The sequence below is a fragment of the Pseudomonas sp. S2_B10 genome, assembly GCF_054668425.1.
Genome location: NZ_CP162768.1, coordinates 4,222,309 through 4,242,705, shown reverse-complemented (window position 1 = coordinate 4,242,705; position 20,397 = coordinate 4,222,309). Strand labels below are relative to the sequence as shown.

Genomic DNA, 20,397 nt, shown 5'->3' with positions numbered 1-20,397 from the left:
TTCAGGGGAAAGCCTATGTAAAGATTGGGAGCGCGACTGACGCGCACTCCTCTAGCAAATCAAGGAGGCAGTCCAGAGGCTGTGCACACTTGATATGGAAATGGTATCAGCCATCAGATGAAGCATTACCGTCAGGGGTCACTTCCCCAACGCGCTTTTCCAGCTGTTTCAACCGTCGTGCGATGTCATCGAGCTGACGGATGCGGGCCGCGCTTTTGCGCCATTCGGCCGCCGGTTGCATGGCTGTGCCGGAAGAATAGGCGCCCGGCTCGGTAATCGAGTGAGTCACCATGGTCATCCCGGTCAGGAAAACGTTGTCGCAAATATCAATGTGGCCGACCAGACCAACACCGCCGGCGAGCATGCAGTGCTTGCCGATCTTGGTGCTGCCGGAAATGCCGACGCACGCGGCCATGGCGGTGTGATCACCGACCTGGACGTTGTGCGCGATCTGGATCTGGTTGTCGAGCTTCACGCCGTTGCCGATCACCGTATCGGCCAGAGCGCCGCGGTCGATGGCGGTGTTCACGCCGATCTCGACATCGTCGCCGATGGTCACGCCACCGATCTGGGCGATTTTCTGCCAGACACCTTTCTCGTTGGCGAAGCCGAAGCCCTCACCGCCGATGACTGCGCCGGACTGAATAACCACACGCTTACCGATGCGCACATCGTGATAGAGCGTGACGCGCGGAGCCAGCCAGCCGCCTTCACCGATTTCGCTGCGCGCGCCGACTACGCAATGCGCGCCCAGCGTGACCTGTGCAGCGATGCGTGCACCGGCTTCGATCACCACGAACGGACCGATGCTGGCACTTGGATCAACCACTGCGTCCGCCGCGATCACCGCTGTCGGATGAATCCCGCCAGCCGCTTTTGGCTTTGGATCGAACAGATGCGAGATGCGTGCATAGGCCAGGTAAGGGTCCGGCACCACCAGGGCATTACCGGCAAAACCCTCAGCGTCGGCCTCCTTGAGCAGCAGTGCAGCTGCCTGAGAACCGGCCAGGTATTTGCGGTATTGGGGATTTGCCAGAAAGCTCAACTGAGCTGGGCCAGCCTCTTGCAAAGTGGCTAGCCCAGTAATTTGCGTCTCGGGGTCGCCACGCAGGGTGGCGCCGAGGTGCTCGGCCAACTGGCCGAGCCTGATAGTCACGGTCATGGGTTACTTCAGCTGATTCATGCGCTCGATAACCTGGCGCGTGATGTCGTACTGAGGTTTGACATCGATGACTGCGCCACGCTCGAACACCAGGTCAAAACCACCTTTCTTGATGACTTCTTCCACGGCACTGTCCAGTTTCGGCTTCAGTTGCTTGAGCATTTCACGGTCGGCAACGGCTTTGGCTTCATTCAGTTCCTTGGACTGGAACTGGAAGTCACGAGCCTTTTGCTTGAATTCCAGCTCCAGACGCTCACGCTCGCCCTGCTGCATTTTGTCGCCACCGGCCATCAGACGGTCCTGAATGCCTTTGGCGCTGCTTTCCAGGGTTTTCAGCTTGGTCAGTTGCGGACCGAACTTCTTCTCTGCATCCACCGCGTACTTCTTCGCCGCGTCGGATTCCAGCAGAGCCATCTGATAGTTCAGCACGGCAATTTTCATGTCGGCGAACGCCGGGCCTGCCACCAGTACGGAGGCCAGGAGAACCAATTGAGTCAACTTACGCACGATGCACTCCTACAAAATCCATTGTCGTTATCTTGGGTCAGACGCTTAGAACGTCTGGCCGAGGGAGAATTGGAACACTTGAGTTTCAGCGTCATCCGGTTTCTTGATCGGCATCGCCAGGGCGAAGCTCAACGGCCCCAGTGCGGTGACCCAGGTCACGCCGACACCGACGGAACTGGCCATGTTGCTCAGGCTGATGTCGTTGCACTTGGTGTTGGACGACGAACCATTGGCGTTCGTAGTGTCCTTGCACTGCGAGTCAAACACGTTACCGACATCCCAGAAGACCGAAGTCCGCAGGGAACGCTGATCCTTGACGAATGGCAGCGGGAACAGAACTTCTACACCGCCCTGGATCAGGACGTTACCACCGAACGGCAGTGGATCCTGGTCCGGGTCTGCAATAGTGCCCGGGTTGTTACCACGGCTCGGCGTACTGCGCGGGCCGAGGGTGCTGTCCTTGAAGCCACGAACCGAGTTGAAACCACCGGCATAGTAGTTTTCATAGAACGGCAGACCATCGGTCGAACCGTAACCATCGCCATAACCGAGTTCGGAGTGCAGGCGCAGTGTGTAGTTTTCGGTGATCGGCTGGAACAGCTGACCACGGTAGTCAAGTTTGAAGAACGACAGGTCGCTGCCCGGAATGGTGGTTTCCAGGGTCAGGCTCTGGGAACGACCACGGGTCGGCAACACGCCTTTGTTCAGGGTCGACTCGGACCAACCGGCCGAGGCCTTGAAGTTCAGGTAGTTGTCGCCTTCCTTCTCGACGAAATCGAAAATCTCGTCAACGGTATAGCGACCGGTGTTGATCTTGTCCTGCTGGGCAGACAGACCGAACGTCAGACGCGAAGTCTCACTGATCGGGTAGCCGACGTTTACGCCCGCACCGAGACTGTCTACCGCATAGCTGGAAATATCGGCATCGAGTTCATCGTAGTCGGTGGTGCGATAGAACGCGTTGTAACCCAGGCTTACGCCATCAGCGGTCCAGTAGGGGTCAACGTAGCCGAAGTTGTAGCGGCTCTGGTATTCGCTGCGGGTCAGGCCGATGCTGACGCGGTTACCGGTACCGAGGAAGTTGTTCTGGGTGATCGAGCCACCGAGGATCAGACCGGCGCTCTGGGCGAAACCGACGCTGGCGGTGATCGAACCGGAAGCCTGTTCTTCAACGGCGTAGTTCACATCAACCTGGTCGTCGACACCTGGCACAGCCGGGGTCTCAACGTTGACTTCCTTGAAGAAGCCCAGACGCTCAAGACGGGTCTTGGACTGGTCGATCAGGTAGGTCGAAGCCCAGCCACCTTCCATCTGACGCATTTCACGACGCAGCACTTCGTCCTCGGACTTGGTGTTGCCACGGAAATTGATGCGGTTGACGTAGGCACGCTTGCCCGGATCGACAGCGAAGAGGATGTCCACAGTGTGGTCATCATCGTGCGGCTGAGGCACGCCGTTGACGTTGGCGAAGGTGTAGCCCTCGTTACCCAGACGACGGGTGATCAGCTCGGAGGTGGTGGTCATCAGCTTGCGCGAGAACACCTGGCCCTTCTGCACGAGCAACAGCGACTTGATCTGCTCTTCAGGGACTTTCAGGTCACCACTGAGCTTGACGTCACGAACGGTGTACTTCTCGCCTTCGGTGACGTTGACAGTAATGTAGACGTGCTTCTTGTCCGGGGTAATGGATACCTGGGTCGAAGCGATGTCCATGTTGATATAGCCGCGGTCCAGATAGTAGGAACGCAGACGCTCCAGGTCACCGGAAAGTTTTTCGCGGGCATATTTGTCATCGTTCTTGAAAAACGACAGCCAGTTGGTGGTTTTCAGTTCGAACAGGTCGGTCAGGTCTTCCTCAGGGAAAACCGTATTGCCTACCACGTTGATGTGCTGAATGGCAGCAACGGTGCCTTCATTGATCTTCACCTTCAGACCCACGCGGTTACGCGGCTGCGAGACCACTTCGGTGTCGACGGTAGCCGAGTAACGACCCTGGGCGACGTACTGACGTTGCAGTTCGTTACGCACACCCTCGAGGGTGGCGCGCTGGAAGATTTCGCCTTCGGCCAGACCGGATTGCTTGAGGCCCTTCATCAGGTCTTCAGTAGAGATGGCCTTGTTGCCTTCGATCTCGATACTGGCGACCGATGGACGCTCGACCACGGTGATGACCAGAACGTTGCCTTCGCGGCCCAGCTGGATATCTTGAAAGAAACCGGTTTTGAACAATGCACGAGTGGATTCCACCAGGCGACGATCATCCGCCTGCTCGCCGACGTTCAACGGCAAGGCACCAAAGACGCTACCCGCGGAGACCCGCTGGAGGCCATTGACGCGAATATCAGAGATAGTGAAGGACTCGGCGTGAACTTCGGCGATCATCAATACGGTGAGAACCGCAGTTAGCAGCAGACGTTTCATGAAGTCCTTTCTTATTCCAACTGGCAATAAACAAACTGCCGCAAAATGCGGCAGATTCGCAATTCAGCGAAGCGTTACAGTCGACCCAGATCGTTGACCAGAGCAAGCAACATCACCCCGACCACCAAACTGATACCGATCTGTATCCCCCAACCTTGCACCCGATCCGACAAGGGGCGACCACGCACCCACTCGATCAGATAAAACAACAAATGCCCCCCATCCAGTACAGGAATGGGCAGCAAATTCAGAACGCCCAGGCTAATACTCAGATAAGCAAGGAAATTCAGGAAATCAGCGACGCCCGACTGGGCAGAAGCGCCCGCCACTTTAGCAATGGTTATCGGTCCACTCAAGTTTTTTACCGAGAGCTCGCCGAACAGCATTTTCTTCAGTGAATCCAGCGTCAGAATGCTCATGGTCCAAGTGCGACGGGCACCCTCGCCAATCGCGGCCAGCGGGCCATAGCTGACTTCGCGGATCATTTCCGGTGGCCAGTCGATGGCTTTGACGCCAGCGCCCAGATAACCGCTTGGCGATTTGCTTTCACCGCGCGCCGCCAGGGTCACAGGGACGTCGATTTGAGCATTGTCGCGCTCGATGCGCAGCATGATTTTGGTATCAGGACGCGTACGAACGGTATCAACCACCTGCTGCCAGTCACTCAGCGGCTGACCATCAAGAGCCAGCAAGCGATCGCCGGTTTTCAGCCCGGCGGCCTGGGCCGGACCTTTCGGGTCCAGCTCGGCAAGCACCGGCGGCAAGGCCGGACGCCAAGGACGAATGCCCAGCGAGCGGATCGGATCCGGCTCGTCGGCACCTTTGAGCCAGTTATCCAGTGCCAGCGTGCGGGCCGACTCGGCAGTCGAACCCTGCTCGCGCACCAGCAATTGAATGGCACCGCTTTCACCGAGACGACGCACCAGTTGCAGATTGACCGCAGCCCAACCGGACGTTGGCTCGCCATCGATCGAGACGATCTCCTGACCCGCGTTCAGACCAGCCTTGGCGGCAATGCTGCCAGACTCGACCGCGCCGATGACCGGACGCACCTGCTCGCTGCCGAGCATCGCCAGCACCCAGAAAAACACCAGCGCCAGCAGGAAGTTGGCAATCGGGCCGGCGGCAACAATAGCAATGCGCTGACGTACCGATTTGCGATTGAACGACTGATCAAGCTGATCGACCGGCACTTCGCCTTCGCGCTCGTCGAGCATCTTGACGTAGCCGCCCAGCGGAATCGCGGCGACCACGAACTCGGTGCCTTGCTTGTCATGCCAGCGCAGCAACGGCATGCCAAAGCCCACGGAGAAACGCAGAACCTTGACGCCACAGCGACGCGCGACCCAGAAGTGGCCGAATTCGTGGAAGGTGACCAGCACACCCAGGGCGATCAGGGTGCCGGCAATCATATAGAGCGCGCTCATCTACTTTCTCCGCAATCCTGTTCAGTGTCGCGTGTCGCCGTTGTGTTGCAAAAACTATCGGCCGTGCCGACTCAACCACTGCTCAGCCAGCAATCGCGCTTTCGCGTCCGCCGTAAATACGGCGTCGAGGTCGTGCAGCGCCACTACCGGCTCCAGATTCAAGACTTCCTCGATGATACTCGCGATTTCCAGGTAGCGAACCCGTCCGTCGAGAAACGCCGCCACGGCCACTTCATTGGCCGCGTTGAGCATCGCCGGCGCGCTGTCGCCAGCTTCGGCCGCCTGACGGGCCAAACGCAGGCAGGGGAAGCGGCTTTCATCGGGCGCCTCAAAATCCAGTCGCGCAATGGCGAACAGATCCAGTGGCGGTACGCCGGAATCGATACGCTCCGGCCAGGCCAGGGCGTTGGCGATCGGTGTGCGCATGTCCGGATTACCCAACTGCGCCAGGACCGAGCCATCGACGTAATCGACCAGAGAGTGGATCACGCTTTGCGGATGAATCACCACTTCGACCTGAGCCGGCCTGGCATCGAACAACCAGCAGGCTTCGATCAGTTCCAGACCCTTGTTCATCATGCTTGCCGAATCCACGGAGATCTTGCGCCCCATGGACCAGTTCGGATGCGCGCACGCCTGTTCAGGCGAAACATCTGCCAGCTCGGCCATCGGCGTCTGCCGGAAAGGCCCGCCAGAGGCCGTCAGCAAGATCCGCCGCACCCCCACCGAGCTCAAGCCGCGGGCGAAATCCGCGGGCATGCACTGAAAAATCGCGTTGTGCTCGCTGTCGATCGGCAGCAGCACCGAACCGCTTTTGCGCACGGCCTGCATGAACAGAGCGCCGGACATGACCAGCGCTTCCTTGTTGGCCAGCAGAATCTTCTTGCCCGCCTCGACCGCCGCCAGTGTCGGACGCAAACCCGCCGCACCGACAATGGCCGCCATGACCGCATCAACTTCGGGCGCGGAGGCAACCTGACACAGCCCCTCCTCCCCTACCAGCACACGAGTCGGCAAACCGGCTGCACGCAAGTCATCCTGCAACCCACGCGCTGCGGCCACTTCAGGCACTACGGCAAATTGCGGTACATGGCGCACGCACAAGGCGAACAACTCACTGAGGCGAGTGAAACCACTCAATGCAAAAACCTGATAACGCTCAGGATGACGCGCAATCACATCCAGGGTGCTCAGACCGATCGAACCGGTCGCACCCAACACGGTAATCTGCTGGGGACGACTCACGGTGCGGCCATCCAGAGCAATACGGCGAACACCGGAATGGCTGCGGTCAGGCTGTCGATGCGATCCAGCACGCCACCATGCCCGGGCAGCAGATTACTGCTGTCCTTGATGCCGGACTGGCGCTTGAACATGCTTTCGGTAAGGTCACCGACCACGGAAATGAAGACGATCACTGCCGCGCCGACCAAGCCTTTGAGCAGTTCGGCCACGGTCCAGTCGCGCACCAGCCCGACGATCGCGGTAATCACCAGACTCAGCGCCAGACCACCGTAAACACCTTCCCAGCTCTTGCCCGGACTGACCTGCGGCGCGAGCTTGCGCTTGCCGAACTTGCGCCCGGAAAAGTAAGCGCCGATGTCCGCGCCCCAGACCAACACCATCACCGCCATGATCAACCAGTTACCCAGCGGGTACTGCTTGATCTGCACCAGACCCTGCCACGCAGGCAGCAGGATCAGCAGACCAATCAGCAGTTTGGTTGCCGCAGTGGACCAGTGCGCGCTGGAGCGTGGATACGTCAGCACCAGATAAGTCGCAATCGCCCACCAGATCACCGATGCACCGAGCACCCAAGGCGCAAGGCCCGGTAGCACATACATGACGAACAGCATCAGGGCGACCACAGCGGCAAAGCCGACGCGGAACGATTGTGCGGTGAAGCCGGCCAGACGCGCCCATTCCCACGCACCGAGACTGACTACCAGACCGATGAACAGCGCGAAGCCTGCACCTTTGAGCAGGAAAAACCCGCACAAGGCGATCGGCAGCAGGATCAGTGCAGTGATGATTCGTTGTTTAAGCATTAAACCCGGGCTCCAGCTTCGACCTGCTCGCTCGTTTTACCGAAGCGACGCTGGCGTGAAGCGAAATCGGCCAGCGCGGTGCGCATGGCGTCGTGTTTGAAGTCCGGCCAGAACAGGTCGGAAAAGTACAGCTCGGCGTAGGCCAGCTGCCACAGCAGGAAGTTGCTGATGCGATGCTCGCCACCGGTACGGATGCACAGGTCAGGCAACGGCAGATCGCCGGTCGCCAGACAGGTCTGCAGCAGATCCGGGGTAATGTCCTCCGGGCGCAAGTGCCCGGCCTGGACTTCACGCGCCAGACGCTGCGCGGCCTGAGCGATATCCCACTGACCGCCATAGTTGGCGGCGATCTGCAGGACAAAGCGGTTGGCACCGACCGTCATGGCCTCGGCCTCGCGCATCGCCGCCTGAAGCTCAGGGTGGAAGCGCGAGCGATCGCCAATGATGCGCAGGCTGATGTTGTTGTCGTTGAGACGCTTGGCCTCACGACGCAGCGCCTTGAAGAACAGATCCATCAAGGCACTGACTTCATCGGCCGGGCGCTGCCAGTTTTCACTGGAGAAGGCGAACAGGGTCAGGACTTCGACCTTGGCCTCAGCGCACACCTCGATCACCGCCCGCACAGCATCCACGCCCGCTTTATGCCCGGCGACACCCGGCATAAAGCGTTTTTTCGCCCAGCGATTATTGCCATCCATGATGATCGCGACATGGCGCGGCACCGCGGACGGCGCAGTCTGCTTGGTCTTGTCCATTTAAAGCTCGACCCTTATACGGCCATCAGGTCTTTTTCTTTCTCGTCCGTGGCCTTGGTGATCTGGGCCTCGGATTCTTTGGTCAGCTTATCGATATCAGCGATGGCACGACGTTCTTCGTCTTCGCTGATTTCCTTGTCCTTGACCAGTTTCTTCAGCTCGCCCAAGGCATCACGACGGATGTTGCGCACAGCAACGCGCGCGTCTTCCGCTGCGCTGCGCGCCTGCTTGGTGAAACCTTTGCGCGTTTCCTCGGTGAGGGCCGGCATCGGGATCAGCAGCAACTCGCCCAGGTTGGTCGGGTTGAGGTTCAGCCCAGCGCTCTGGATCGCCTTGTCGACGGCAGCGAGCATGTTGCGCTCGAAGGCCACGACCTGCAGGGTGCGCGAATCTTTCACGGTGACGTTGGCAACGCCGCTCAGCGGAGTGTCAGTGCCGTAGTAAGGCACCATGACGCTACCCAGAATGCTCGGGTGAGCCTTGCCGGTACGAATCTGGCCGAACGCGTGGTTCAGAGATTCCAGGGATTTCTGCATACGCGCTTGGGCGTCTTTCTTGATTTCGTTGATCATTGTTGGCCTTCCTCGATCAAAGTCCCTTCAGCGCCGCCGTGCACGATGTTCAGCAGGGCGCCGGGCTTGTTCATGTTGAATACGCGCAGCGGCATCTTGTGATCGCGGCACAGGCAGATGGCAGTCAGATCCATTACGCCCAGCTTGCGATCCAGTACTTCATCATAAGTCAGATGATCGAACTTCTCGGCATGCGGGTCTTTGAACGGGTCTGCGGTGTACACGCCATCAACCTTGGTGGCCTTGAGCACAACGTCGGCGTCGATTTCGATTGCACGCAGGCAGGCTGCCGAATCCGTGGTGAAGAACGGATTGCCGGTACCGGCCGCGAAGATCACGACGTCTTTGGAGTTCAGGTGACGCATGGCTTTGCGGCGATCGTAGTGATCGGTCACACCGACCATGGAAATGGCCGACATGACGATGGCCGAGATATTGGCACGTTCCAGCGCATCGCGCATGGCCAGGGCGTTCATCACAGTGGCCAGCATGCCCATGTGGTCGCCCGTGACCCGATCCATCCCGGCCTTGCTCAGGGCTTCGCCACGGAACAGGTTGCCACCGCCGATGACCAGACCGACCTGCACGCCGATGCCGACCAGCTGGCCGACTTCCAGCGCCATGCGATCCAGTACCTTCGGATCGATCCCGAACTCTTCCGAGCCCATCAGGGCCTCGCCGCTAAGCTTGAGTAGAATGCGTTTATAGCGAGCCTGATAACCACTGCCCTGCTGAGCCATTGCGAATCTCTCCTGCGGCGTATTTAAAATTCTTTGCGAGCTGTTTACAGCTGGCGTTCACTCTAGCTTGGCGCTGCTGCAGCGCCATCGGAACATGGCTTTGTAAGTCAGTTCCGGGTGGAAACCAAATAAAAAATTGGTACCCCATCTGAAAAGAGGCTGCGCGCGTTAGCGGGCAGCCTCTTTCGGGCGACAGTTGAAAAACCGTCTTATTGCTTGGCGGCAGCCAGCTGGGCAGCAACTTCTTCAGCGAAGTTGTCGACCGGCTTCTCGATGCCTTCGCCTACTTTGAAGTAAGTGAAGGAAACGATTTCAGCGCCGGCTTTCTTGGCCAGCTCGCCAACCTTGACTTCAGGGTTCTTGACGAACGCCTGCTCGACCAGGCTCGCTTCTGCCAGGAACTTGCTGATACGGCCTTTGACCATGTTCTCAACAATGTTTTCTGGCTTGCCTTTGATCTTTTCTTCGTTCAACTGCAGGAATACAGCTTTCTCACGCTCGATCGCTTCGTCGGAGACTTGCGAAGGCAGCAGGAACTCAGGGTTGCTTGCAGCAACGTGCATAGCGATGTCTTTGGCCAGCTCGACGTCACCGCCTTTCAGGACAACAGCAACACCGATCTTGTTACCGTGCAGGTAGGTGCCGACAACGTCACCTTCTACGCGTACCAGACGACGGATGTTGACGTTCTCGCCGACTTTGGCAACCAGCGCTTCACGAGCCGCTTCCTGAGCGGCGATCAGCGGAGCTGCGTCGGTCAGTTTTTCGTCGAAAGCTTTTTCTACGCTGGCAGCAACGAAGTTCTTGAAATCGTCTTGCAGAGCCAGGAAGTCGGTCTGCGAGTTGACTTCCAGCAGCACGGCTGCCTTGTCATTCGATTTGATGGCGATTGCGCCTTCAGCGGCAACGTTGCCAGCTTTTTTCGCAGCCTTGATGGCGCCCGAAGCACGCATGTCATCAATGGCTTTTTCGATGTCGCCGTCAGCCTTTTCCAGGGCTTTCTTGCAATCCATCATGCCTTCGCCGGTACGCTCGCGCAGTTCTTTGACCAACGCTGCAGTAATTGCTGCCATTTTCAAATTCCTCTTGGATAGGTTTTCAACCATTCCACCCGATCGAACGGGCGTTCAATTCTTCCCGAACCACCCATGTTGGCTGCCGCACATGACAAATACAGACGTGGGCGCCGACAAATGGTTTTCGAGGTGGCAAAAAGGGGGCCAAGCCCCCTTTTTGCTTACTGAGTCAACGCCAGGGGCGTCGATTACTCAGCTGCAGCCTGAGTTTCTTCAGCTGCGAATTCAACAGTACCGCCAGCAACGTTGTTGCGACCGCGGATAACTGCGTCAGCCATCGAACCCATGTACAGCTGGATAGCGCGGATGGCGTCATCGTTGCCTGGGATGATGTAGTCAACGCCTTCCGGGCTGCTGTTGGTATCGACAACGCCGATGACCGGGATGCCCAGCTTGTTGGCTTCGGTGATCGCGATGCGCTCGTGGTCAACGTCGATCACGAACAGTGCGTCTGGCAGACCACCCATGTCCTTGATGCCGCCCAGCGAACGATCCAGCTTCTCAAGATCACGGGAGCGCATCAGCGCTTCTTTCTTGGTCAGCTTGGCGAAAGTACCGTCTTCGGCTTGAACTTCAAGGTCACGCAGACGCTTGATGGAAGCACGAATGGTCTTGAAGTTGGTCAGCATGCCGCCCAACCAGCGGTGATCGACGTACGGCGAACCGCAACGTGCTGCTTCTTCAGCAACGATCTTGCCAGCGGAACGCTTGGTGCCGACGAACAGAATCTTGTTTTTGCCCTGGGCCAGACGCTCTACGAAAGTCAGAGCTTCGTTGAACATTGGCAGGGTTTTTTCAAGGTTGATGATGTGAATCTTGTTACGCGCGCCGAAAATGTACTTACCCATTTTCGGATTCCAGTAACGGGTTTGGTGACCGAAGTGCACACCGGCCTTCAGCATATCGCGCATGTTGACTTGGGACATGATAGTTCCTTGATAAGTCGGGTTTGGCCTCCACGTATCCCAATGACCAACCAGAGGCATAAAGCCCAAGGCACCCAGGTCATCGTGTCGACACGTGTGTGGATTTAAGCTTTTCGGGGCATCCCCGGAAAGCGGCGCATTTTATACCACAGGGTGCGCAGAAACGGAACCCGGAATCTGTATTCGCACCGGCGACATGGGCGCAGCCCCCTTGGAATCGGCTCGATGGGCACCATTGTATAGACACAAGCCAGACATGCAGGCGCGGATTTGCGCCTCTCGTCTGTTAGAATCGCGTTTTTCAGGGTCGCAAAAATACACCTGCCACCCAATTCGTATCCGTAAGCGCCGCCGAGCGCAGAGAGAGCCTGTATGACCGTCAACCTCAAAACCCCCGAGGACATCGCTGGCATGCGTGTCGCCGGCAAACTGGCCGCCGATGTGCTGGAAATGATTGCCGAACATGTCAAACCGGGCGTGACCACTGATCAGCTCAACCAGATTTGCCACGACTACATCGTCAATGTGCAGCAGGCCATCCCTGCCCCGCTCAACTACAAGGGCTACCCGAAGTCGATCTGCACTTCGATCAACCATGTGGTCTGCCACGGCATCCCGAACGACAAACCGCTGAAAAACGGCGACACCCTGAACATCGACGTCACGGTGATCAAAGACGGCTACCACGGCGATACCAGCCGCATGTTCCACGTCGGCGAAGTGCCGGTCTGGGCCGAGCGCCTGTCGCAGGTCACTCAGGAATGCATGTACAAGGCCATCGAGATCGTCAAACCCGGCTGCCGCCTCGGCGACATCGGTGAAGTGATCCAGAAGCACGCGGAAAAGAACGGTTTCTCGGTGGTGCGCGAGTTCTGCGGCCACGGCATCGGCAAGGTCTTCCACGAAGAGCCGCAGATCCTGCACTACGGTCGCGCCGGCACTGGCATGGAACTGAAGGCAGGCATGACCTTCACCATCGAGCCGATGATCAACCAGGGCAAGGCCGACACCAAGGTTCTCGGCGACGGCTGGACCGCGATTACCAAGGACCGCAAGCTCTCGGCACAGTGGGAACACACCCTGCTGGTCACCGACACCGGCTACGAGATCTTCACCTTGCGCAGCGATGACACCATCGCGCGCATCTCGGCCTGACACCCAGAACGCTCCCAGCCTATAGAAGGAAAGCCAATCGATGCCGCAGGTGGATCCCGAACTCTTCGACCGCGGCCAGTTCCAGGCTGAACTGGCCCTTAAAGCGAGTCCGATCGCGGCGTTCAAGAAGGCGATCCGCCAGGCTCGCGAGGTCCTTGACACGCGTTTTCGCAATGGCCGCGACATCCGCCGGCTGATCGAAGACCGCGCCTGGTTTGTCGACAATATCCTGCAAAAGGCCTGGGAGCAGTTCAACTGGAGCGAAGACGCCGACATCGCCCTTGTGGCAGTGGGCGGCTACGGTCGCGGCGAGCTGCATCCCTATTCCGACATTGATCTGCTGATCCTGCTCGACAGTGCCGACCACGAAGTTTTCCGCGATTCCATCGAGCGTTTTCTGACGCTGTTGTGGGACATCGGTCTGGAAGTCGGCCAGAGCGTGCGCTCGGTCGACGAATGCGCAGAAGAGGCCCGCGCCGATCTGACCGTCGTCACCAACCTGATGGAAAGCCGCACCATCTGCGGCCCCGAGCGTTTGCGCCAGCGCATGCTCGACGTCACCAGCACCGCGCACATGTGGCCGGCCAAGGAGTTCTTCCTGGCCAAGCGTGCCGAGCAAAAGGCCCGTCACCACAAATACAACGACACCGAATACAACCTCGAACCCAACGTCAAAGGATCGCCCGGCGGTCTGCGTGACATCCAGACGATCCTCTGGGTCGCCCGCAGACAGTACGGCACCCTGAACCTGCGCGCCCTCGCCGGCGAAGGTTTTCTGGTCGAAAGCGAAAATGCCCTGCTCGCCTCCTCCCAGGAATTTCTGTGGAAAGTGCGCTATGCCTTGCACATGCTCGCCGGCCGCTCCGAAGACCGCTTGCTGTTCGATCATCAACGCACCATTGCCGGCCTGCTCGGCTTTGAAGGAGACGACGCCAAACAGGCGGTCGAAAACTTCATGCAGCAGTACTTCCGCACCGTGATGAGCATCGCCCAACTGAGCGATCTGATCATCCAGCACTTCGAGGAAGTCATCCTCGCCCCGGAAGATGAAGCGCCGCCGCAACCGATCAATTCGCGATTCCAGCTGCATGACGGCTACATCGAGGCGCGCAATGACAATGTGTTCCGCCGCACGCCGTTCGCCATGCTGGAAATTTTCGTGCTGATGGCCCAACAGCCGGAAATCAAAGGCGTGCGCGCCGACACCATTCGTCTGCTGCGCGAACATCGTCATCTGATCGATGACAGCTTCCGTAACGATATCCGCAACACCAGCCTGTTCATCGAGCTGTTCAAATGCAAGATCGGTATCCACCGCAATCTGCGGCGGATGAACCGTTACGGCATTCTCGGCCGTTATCTGCCGGAGTTCGGTTTTATCGTCGGGCAGATGCAGCACGACCTGTTCCACATCTATACGGTCGATGCGCACACGCTGAACCTGATCAAGCACCTGCGCAAACTGCAGTACACCCAGGTCTCGGAGAAATTTCCGCTGGCCGCCAAGCTCATGGCCAAGCTGCCCAAACCTGAGCTGATCTACATGGCCGGCCTGTACCACGACATCGGCAAGGGCCGGCATGGCGATCACTCGGAGATTGGCGCGGTCGATGCCGAGGCGTTCTGCCAGCGCCATCAGTTGCCGGTGTGGGACAGCCGCCTGATCGTCTGGCTGGTGCAGAACCACCTGGTGATGTCCACCACTGCGCAGCGCAAGGATCTGTCCGACCCGCAGGTGATCCACGATTTCGCCCAGGCGGTCGGCGACGAAACGCGCCTCGACTACCTCTACGTGCTGACCGTGGCCGACATCAACGCGACCAATCCGACGCTGTGGAATTCATGGCGCGCCAGCCTGTTGCGCCAGCTCTACACCGAGACCAAACGAGCCCTGCGCCGGGGTCTGGAAAATCCGGTGGATCGCGAAGAGCAGATCCGCCAGACGCAAAGCGCGGCACTGGACATTCTGGTGCGCGGCGGCACCGACCCGGATGACGTCGAGCAACTGTGGGCGCAATTGGGCGATGACTATTTCCTGCGTCACACCGCCGGCGATGTAGCCTGGCACAGCGATGCGATCCTGCAGCAACCGGTGGATGGCGGGCCGCTGGTGCTGATCAAGGAAACCACCCAGCGCGAGTTCGAGGGCGGCACGCAGATCTTCATTTATGCACCGGACCAGCACGACTTCTTCGCCGTGACCGTGGCGGCGATGGACCAGCTCAACCTGAACATTCACGATGCCCGGGTCATCACCTCGAGCAGCCAGTTCACCCTCGACACCTACATCGTGCTCGACAACGAAGGCGAATCGATCGGCGACAACCCGGCGCGGATCAAGCAGATCCGTGAAGGCCTCACCGAAGCCCTGCGCAACCCGGACGACTACCCGACAATCATCCAGCGCCGGGTGCCGCGTCAGCTCAAACACTTCGCCTTTGCGCCGCAAGTGACCATTCACAACGACGCCCAGCGTCCGGTGACCGTGCTGGAACTGACGGCGCCTGACCGGCCGGGCCTGCTGGCGCGGGTCGGGGGGATCTTCCTCGAGTTCGACCTGTCGCTGCAGAACGCCAAGATTGCGACCCTGGGCGAGCGCGTGGAAGACGTGTTCTTCATCACCGACGCGCATAACCAGCCGCTGTCCGATCCGCTGCTGTGCAGCCGTCTGCAAGATGCGATCGTCGAACAACTGAGCGTCAATCAGGAACCGGATATCAAACTTTCGCGGATCAGTATCTGAATCACCCATTTATCCCTGTGAATGCAGCCCATGCTTTCCTCCGGTACATACAATCCCCTGTGGCGAGGGGATTTATCCCCGTTCGGCTGCGAAGCAGTCGTAAAACCTGTGTATGCGGACATTCAGTTGAACCGCAGTGATGGTTTTGGGGCCGCTGCGCAGCCCAACGGGGATAAAGCCCCTCGCCACAGAAAGCTCTTGAGCATTTAAAAGAGGCCCCAATGAACAACGCTCTGAACCAGCTCCAGCCGTACCCGTTCGAAAAGCTCCGCGCCCTGCTTGGCACCGTGACCCCGAACCCGGACAAACGCCCGATCGCCCTGTCGATCGGCGAGCCGAAACACCGTTCGCCGAGCTTTGTCGCCGAAGCGCTGGCGAACAATCTGGATCAGATGGCGGTGTACCCGACCACCCTCGGTATCCCGGCCCTGCGCGAAGCCATCGCTGGCTGGTGCGAGCGTCGTTTTGGTGTGCCGAACGGCTGGATCGATCCGGCGCGCAACGTGCTGCCGGTCAACGGCACCCGTGAAGCGCTGTTCGCCTTTACCCAGACCGTGGTCAATCGTGGTGACGATGCGCTGGTGGTCAGCCCCAACCCGTTCTATCAGATCTACGAAGGCGCGGCGTTCCTCGCCGGGGCCAAGCCGCATTACCTGCCATGCCTGGATGAAAACGGCTTCAACCCGGACTTCGACGCCGTTTCGCCAGACATCTGGCAGCGCTGCCAGATCCTGTTCCTGTGCTCGCCGGGCAATCCGACCGGCGCGCTGATTCCGGTCGATACCTTGAAGAAGTTGATCGCCCTCGCCGATCAGTACGACTTCGTGATTGCCGCCGACGAGTGCTACAGCGAACTGTACTTCGACGAGCAAACCCCGCCGCCGGGCCTGCTGAGTGCTTGCGTCGAACTCGGCCGCAATGACTTCAAGCGCTGCGTGGTCTTTCATAGCCTGTCCAAGCGCTCCAACCTGCCGGGCCTGCGTTCAGGCTTCGTTGCCGGCGATGCCGACATCCTCAAAGGCTTCCTGCTCTATCGCACTTACCACGGCTGCGCGATGCCGGTGCAGACTCAACTGGCCAGCGTTGCCGCGTGGAATGACGAAGTGCATGTGCGCGCCAACCGTGCGCTGTATCGCGAGAAGTTCGATGCGGTGCTGAACATCCTCAGCCCGGTGCTGGACGTACAGCGCCCGGACGGCAGCTTCTATCTGTGGCCGAATGTGCAGGGCGATGATGCGGCGTTCTGCCGCGATCTGTTCGAACAGGAACACGTGACCGTGGTGCCGGGCTCGTATCTGTCTCGCGATGTCGATGGCGTCAATCCTGGCGCCGGCCGTGTGCGTATGGCACTGGTTGCGCCACTGGCAGAATGCGTCGAAGCCGCCGAACGGATTCGTGACTTCATCACCCGCCAGAAGTGATCACGGAGCGCTTGCGGCAGTCCCCTGCTGCAAGCGCTCAACCGGCTATTTGACCTGGCCCAGATTGGCCTCGCTCAAATCCAGTTCGCCGAGCACTTCTCGCAACACGTCATCACCGATCTGGTGCTGACGGCTCAGACTGTAAAGCTCAAGACGCTGCGCGCGCAGCGCTTTCAAACGCAGGCGACGCTCAAGCAGATCCATCTGAAACGCCAGCGCCTGGGCTTCGGCGGAATCGTTGAACACATCAAGTTGATGGCGATATTCGGACATGATCCGCGCCTTGAGCTCCGCTGCCAGCGCTGCTTGAGCGGCATCCTGTGGGACCACTTCTTCGCTTTCCAGCGAGTGAATCGCCGCTTCGGCCGTCTTGCGCCAGGCGTCGCGCACTTCCTGACGACGCTTGTCGTCGGGACTTTTGTCGATGCCGCGCAGCAGCAAGGGCAGCGCGATACAGGCCGAGACCAGCGACAGCAGAATCACCCCGGCTGCAATGAAGATCAGTAAGTCGCGTTCAGGAAAAGCCTCGGCGCCGATCAGCATCGGCACCGACATCACGCCTGCCAGCGTCACCGCCCCGCGCACACCGCCCACCGTCAGCAACCAGCATGAACGCGCCGTCGGCACTTGCGTCAGCTCGCCCTTGCCGCGCAGTCGGCGCAGCAACACCGACAAGCGCCAGATGCTCTGCACCCAGATGAAGCGCAGCAGCACCAGCGCGACGAAAATCGCCAGCACATCGAGGCAGCGATAGAACAACGTCGGCCACAGCGTCGGCTCATGGCTGACCACGGCCTTGATGATGTCTGGCAATTGCAGGCCAAGCAGCAGGAAGATCAAGCCATTGAACGCAAATTCGAGCAGCGCCCAAACGCTGCGGTTGAGCAGCCGCGTGCTGGTCTGGCGCGGCAGCAGGTCGAGCCAGCTTTGCATCATCCCCGCCGCCACCGCCGAAAGAATGCCCGAAGCGCCCAGACGTTCAGCCAGTACGTAAGCGGCGAACGGCAGCAGCAACATGAACACCACGTGAGTGGCCGGATCGTCCCAGCCCCGGGCGATCATCCACGCGCGCAGGCGCCCGACCAGCCAGCTCAACGCTACACCCACAGCCAGGCCACCGAGCGCCACCGCGACGAAGGTCAGACTGGCATTGGTCAGCGAAAACACGCCCGTGATCGCTGCAGCGAGGGCGAATTTGAAGGTCACCAGGCCTGAGGCGTCATTCATCAGCGCCTCGCCCTGGAGGATGTGCATCAGCGGCGTGGGGAGACGGTTCTGCGAAATCGCTGAAACCGCCACGGCGTCCGTCGGTGACAAAACCGCGGCAAGGGCGAAGGCCACTGGCAGCGGAATAGTTGGCAACAGCCAATGAATGAAATAACCGGCACCGACCACGGTGAACAGAACAAGGCCGACGGCCAGGGTCAGGATCGGTCCACGCAATTGCCAAAAGGCGCGTTTGGGCATGCGCCAGCCATCGGAAAACAACAACGGCGGCAGGAACAGAAACAGGAACAATTCCGGGTCGAGGGCGACGTGCAGCCCCAGGGTCGGCCAGGCGAGCAAGGCACCGGCGGCGATTTGCACCAGCGGCAATGGCAGCGGGATAACCCGCCCGACCAGGCGCGAGACGCTGACCAGCATCAGCAGGATCAGGACGGTGTAAGCAGTTTGCATAAAACGAAAATCTCAGGCGATCGACAGCGTTGAACTGCCATATTAGCGCCTTAGGCTGTGGCTGACCGTTGCACCTATGTCGCACGACCGCAAGCGACACCCTTGTGGGAGCGAGCCTGCTCGCGAAAGCGGTCGTTCAGCACACAGAGATATTGATTGATGTGGCCTCTTCGCGAGCAGGCTCGCTCCCACAGGTTTTACAGCGTTACGACAACCGTGGCCGACGAAACCGTCCGGTCATGGCATAATCCGTCACCATTTTTTTCCAGCACCTGTAAAGGGGGCGATTCCTTGGCCGTTTCAAGTAAAACGTTGCACCTTTTCGGCATCAAAGCCTGCGACACCATGAAAAAGGCGCGCACCTGGCTCGATGAACACGCTGTCAGTTATGACTTTCACGATTACAAGACCGCCGGCATTGACCGTGAGCACCTGACCCAATGGTGCGACGAGCACGGCTGGCAAACCGTGCTGAACCGCGCCGGCACGACCTTTCGCAAACTCGACGACGAACGCAAAGCCGATCTCGACCAAGCGAAAGCCATCGAACTGATGCTCGCACAACCCTCGATGATCAAGCGCCCGGTGCTCGATCTCGGTGACCGAACCCTGATTGGCTTCAAGCCAGATATCTACGCGGCCGCTCTGAAGTAAGCAGCCCGTCACTCTTTGTAGAGGTATTCACATGTCCAATTCCCTGTTCAGCATCGCCTTTGGTGTCGGCACCCAGAACCGTCAAGGCGCATGGCTGGAAGTGTTCTACGCACAACCACTGCTCAATCCTTCGGCCGAACTGGTCGCAGCGGTCGCGCCGATCCTCGGTTACACCGAAGGCAACCAGGCCATCACCTTCACCACCGCCCAGGCCGCGCAACTGGCTGAAGCCGTCAAAGGCATCGACGCTGTGCAAGGCAAGCTTCTGACCCGCCTGGCTGAAAGCCACAAGCCGTTGGTTGCCACGCTGCTGGCCGAAGATGCGCAACTGACCTCCACGCCTGAGGCCTACCTCAAACTGCATCTGCTCTCGCACCGTCTGGTCAAGCCGCACGGCGTCAGCCTCGCCGGTATCTTCCCGCTGCTGCCGAACGTGGCGTGGACCAGCCAGGGCGCGATCGACCTGAGCGAACTGGCGGAAATGCAACTCGAAGCGCGTCTGCGCGGCGAACTGCTGGAAGTGTTCTCCGTGGACAAGTTCCCGAAGATGACCGACTACGTGGTACCGGCCGGCGTGCGTATCGCTGATGCCGCACGTCTGCGTCTGGGCGCTTACGTCGGCGAAGGCACCACCGTGATGCACGAAGGTTTCATCAACTTCAACGCCGGTACCGAAGGCCCGGGCATGATCGAAGGCCGCGTTTCCGCTGGCGTATTCGTCGGCAAGGGTTCGGACCTGGGCGGCGGTTGCTCGACCATGGGTACCCTGTCGGGCGGCGGCAACATCGTGATCAAGGTCGGTGAAGGCTGCCTGATCGGCGCCAACGCCGGTATCGGTATTCCATTGGGCGACCGCAACACTGTGGAGTCGGGCCTGTACGTGACCGCTGGCACCAAGGTTGCGCTGCTCGACGAAAACAATAATCTGGTCAAAGTTGTGAAAGCACGTGAGCTGGCTGGTCAGACTGATCTGCTGTTCCGTCGCAATTCGGAAACCGGTGCTGTGGAATGCAAGACCCACAAATCGGCGATCGAGCTGAACGAAGCGCTGCACGCTCACAACTAAGCAGCACATCGACCTCCTGTGGGAGCGAGCCTGCTCGCGAAGCTTCT

At 59.3% G+C, this 20,397-nt stretch carries 17 protein-coding genes; 5 read left to right on the top strand and 12 right to left on the bottom strand.

Going from position 1 to position 20,397, the window contains the following annotated elements; genetic code table 11:
- Positions 1–106: 106 nt before the first annotated feature.
- The 11 genes from lpxD to rpsB all read right to left on the bottom strand — a co-directional run bounded on the left by lpxD (position 107) and on the right by rpsB (position 11,634).
- Positions 107–1,162: a UDP-3-O-(3-hydroxymyristoyl)glucosamine N-acyltransferase gene (gene lpxD / locus AB4O45_RS18820; protein WP_056783213.1), complete on the bottom strand. Its 1,056-nt coding sequence runs from the start codon at positions 1,160–1,162 to the stop codon at positions 107–109.
- A gap of 3 nt (positions 1,163–1,165) precedes the next feature.
- A complete protein-coding gene (locus AB4O45_RS18815; protein WP_003222140.1) occupies positions 1,166–1,669 on the bottom strand; it encodes an OmpH/Skp family outer membrane protein in 504 nt (167 codons plus the stop codon).
- Positions 1,670–1,714: 45 nt separating this feature from the next.
- Positions 1,715–4,090, bottom strand: a complete 2,376-nt coding sequence (gene bamA / locus AB4O45_RS18810; RefSeq protein ID WP_125925190.1) for an outer membrane protein assembly factor BamA — start codon at positions 4,088–4,090, stop codon at positions 1,715–1,717.
- Between the two features lie 74 nt (positions 4,091–4,164).
- Positions 4,165–5,517 (bottom strand): sigma E protease regulator RseP, encoded by a 1,353-nt coding sequence (gene rseP / locus AB4O45_RS18805; RefSeq protein WP_252868873.1) that lies wholly within the window; start codon positions 5,515–5,517, stop codon positions 4,165–4,167.
- A 54-nt stretch (positions 5,518–5,571) separates the two neighbouring features.
- Positions 5,572–6,762 (bottom strand): 1-deoxy-D-xylulose-5-phosphate reductoisomerase, encoded by a 1,191-nt coding sequence (ispC, locus tag AB4O45_RS18800; RefSeq protein WP_252868872.1) that lies wholly within the window; start codon positions 6,760–6,762, stop codon positions 5,572–5,574.
- Positions 6,759–7,565, bottom strand: a complete 807-nt coding sequence (locus AB4O45_RS18795; RefSeq protein WP_073476058.1) for a phosphatidate cytidylyltransferase — start codon at positions 7,563–7,565, stop codon at positions 6,759–6,761. Before AB4O45_RS18795 ends, ispC begins: the two co-directional genes overlap by 4 nt.
- Positions 7,565–8,320 (bottom strand): polyprenyl diphosphate synthase, encoded by a 756-nt coding sequence (gene uppS, locus AB4O45_RS18790; protein WP_016771475.1) that lies wholly within the window; start codon positions 8,318–8,320, stop codon positions 7,565–7,567. Before uppS ends, AB4O45_RS18795 begins: the two co-directional genes overlap by 1 nt.
- A 14-nt stretch (positions 8,321–8,334) precedes the next feature.
- Positions 8,335–8,892: a ribosome recycling factor gene (frr, locus tag AB4O45_RS18785; protein ID WP_007954771.1), complete on the bottom strand. Its 558-nt coding sequence runs from the start codon at positions 8,890–8,892 to the stop codon at positions 8,335–8,337.
- A complete protein-coding gene (gene pyrH, locus AB4O45_RS18780) occupies positions 8,889–9,632 on the bottom strand; it encodes a UMP kinase (protein WP_003222124.1) in 744 nt (247 codons plus the stop codon). The genes frr and pyrH overlap by 4 nt, the downstream gene beginning before the upstream one ends.
- 209 nt (positions 9,633–9,841) lie before the next feature.
- On the bottom strand, positions 9,842–10,705 hold the full coding sequence (gene tsf / locus AB4O45_RS18775; protein ID WP_041478130.1) for a translation elongation factor Ts: 864 nt from the start codon (positions 10,703–10,705) through the stop codon (positions 9,842–9,844).
- Positions 10,706–10,896: 191 nt separating this feature from the next.
- Complete coding sequence (rpsB, locus tag AB4O45_RS18770) at positions 10,897–11,634, bottom strand: 30S ribosomal protein S2 (protein ID WP_003222119.1); 738 nt, start codon at positions 11,632–11,634, stop codon at positions 10,897–10,899.
- A gap of 372 nt (positions 11,635–12,006) precedes the next feature.
- Here rpsB and map point away from each other — a divergent pair, with 372 nt between their 5' ends.
- The 3 genes from map (at position 12,007) to dapC (ending at position 16,953) form a co-directional block, all read left to right on the top strand.
- Positions 12,007–12,789 carry a type I methionyl aminopeptidase gene (map, locus tag AB4O45_RS18765; RefSeq protein ID WP_056783207.1) on the top strand — a complete coding sequence of 261 codons (783 nt, stop codon included), beginning with the start codon at positions 12,007–12,009 and terminating at the stop codon, positions 12,787–12,789.
- Positions 12,790–12,829: 40 nt separating this feature from the next.
- Positions 12,830–15,532, top strand: a complete 2,703-nt coding sequence (locus AB4O45_RS18760; protein ID WP_056783205.1) for a [protein-PII] uridylyltransferase — start codon at positions 12,830–12,832, stop codon at positions 15,530–15,532.
- Positions 15,533–15,753: 221 nt separating this feature from the next.
- The gene (dapC, locus tag AB4O45_RS18755) at positions 15,754–16,953 is read left to right on the top strand and encodes a succinyldiaminopimelate transaminase (protein WP_056783203.1); all 1,200 of its coding nucleotides are present in this window, start codon (positions 15,754–15,756) and stop codon (positions 16,951–16,953) included.
- Positions 16,954–16,998: 45 nt separating this feature from the next.
- Here dapC and AB4O45_RS18750 read toward each other — a convergent pair whose 3' ends face one another.
- The gene (locus tag AB4O45_RS18750; protein WP_056783200.1) at positions 16,999–18,630 is read right to left on the bottom strand and encodes a Na+/H+ antiporter; all 1,632 of its coding nucleotides are present in this window, start codon (positions 18,628–18,630) and stop codon (positions 16,999–17,001) included.
- Positions 18,631–18,975: 345 nt separating this feature from the next.
- Here AB4O45_RS18750 and AB4O45_RS18745 point away from each other — a divergent pair, with 345 nt between their 5' ends.
- Together AB4O45_RS18745 and dapD are read left to right on the top strand one after the other, a co-directional pair.
- Positions 18,976–19,284 (top strand): arsenate reductase, encoded by a 309-nt coding sequence (locus AB4O45_RS18745; protein WP_050977860.1) that lies wholly within the window; start codon positions 18,976–18,978, stop codon positions 19,282–19,284.
- A gap of 31 nt (positions 19,285–19,315) precedes the next feature.
- Positions 19,316–20,350: a 2,3,4,5-tetrahydropyridine-2,6-dicarboxylate N-succinyltransferase gene (dapD, locus tag AB4O45_RS18740; protein ID WP_041478134.1), complete on the top strand. Its 1,035-nt coding sequence runs from the start codon at positions 19,316–19,318 to the stop codon at positions 20,348–20,350.
- Positions 20,351–20,397 lie beyond the last annotated feature (47 nt).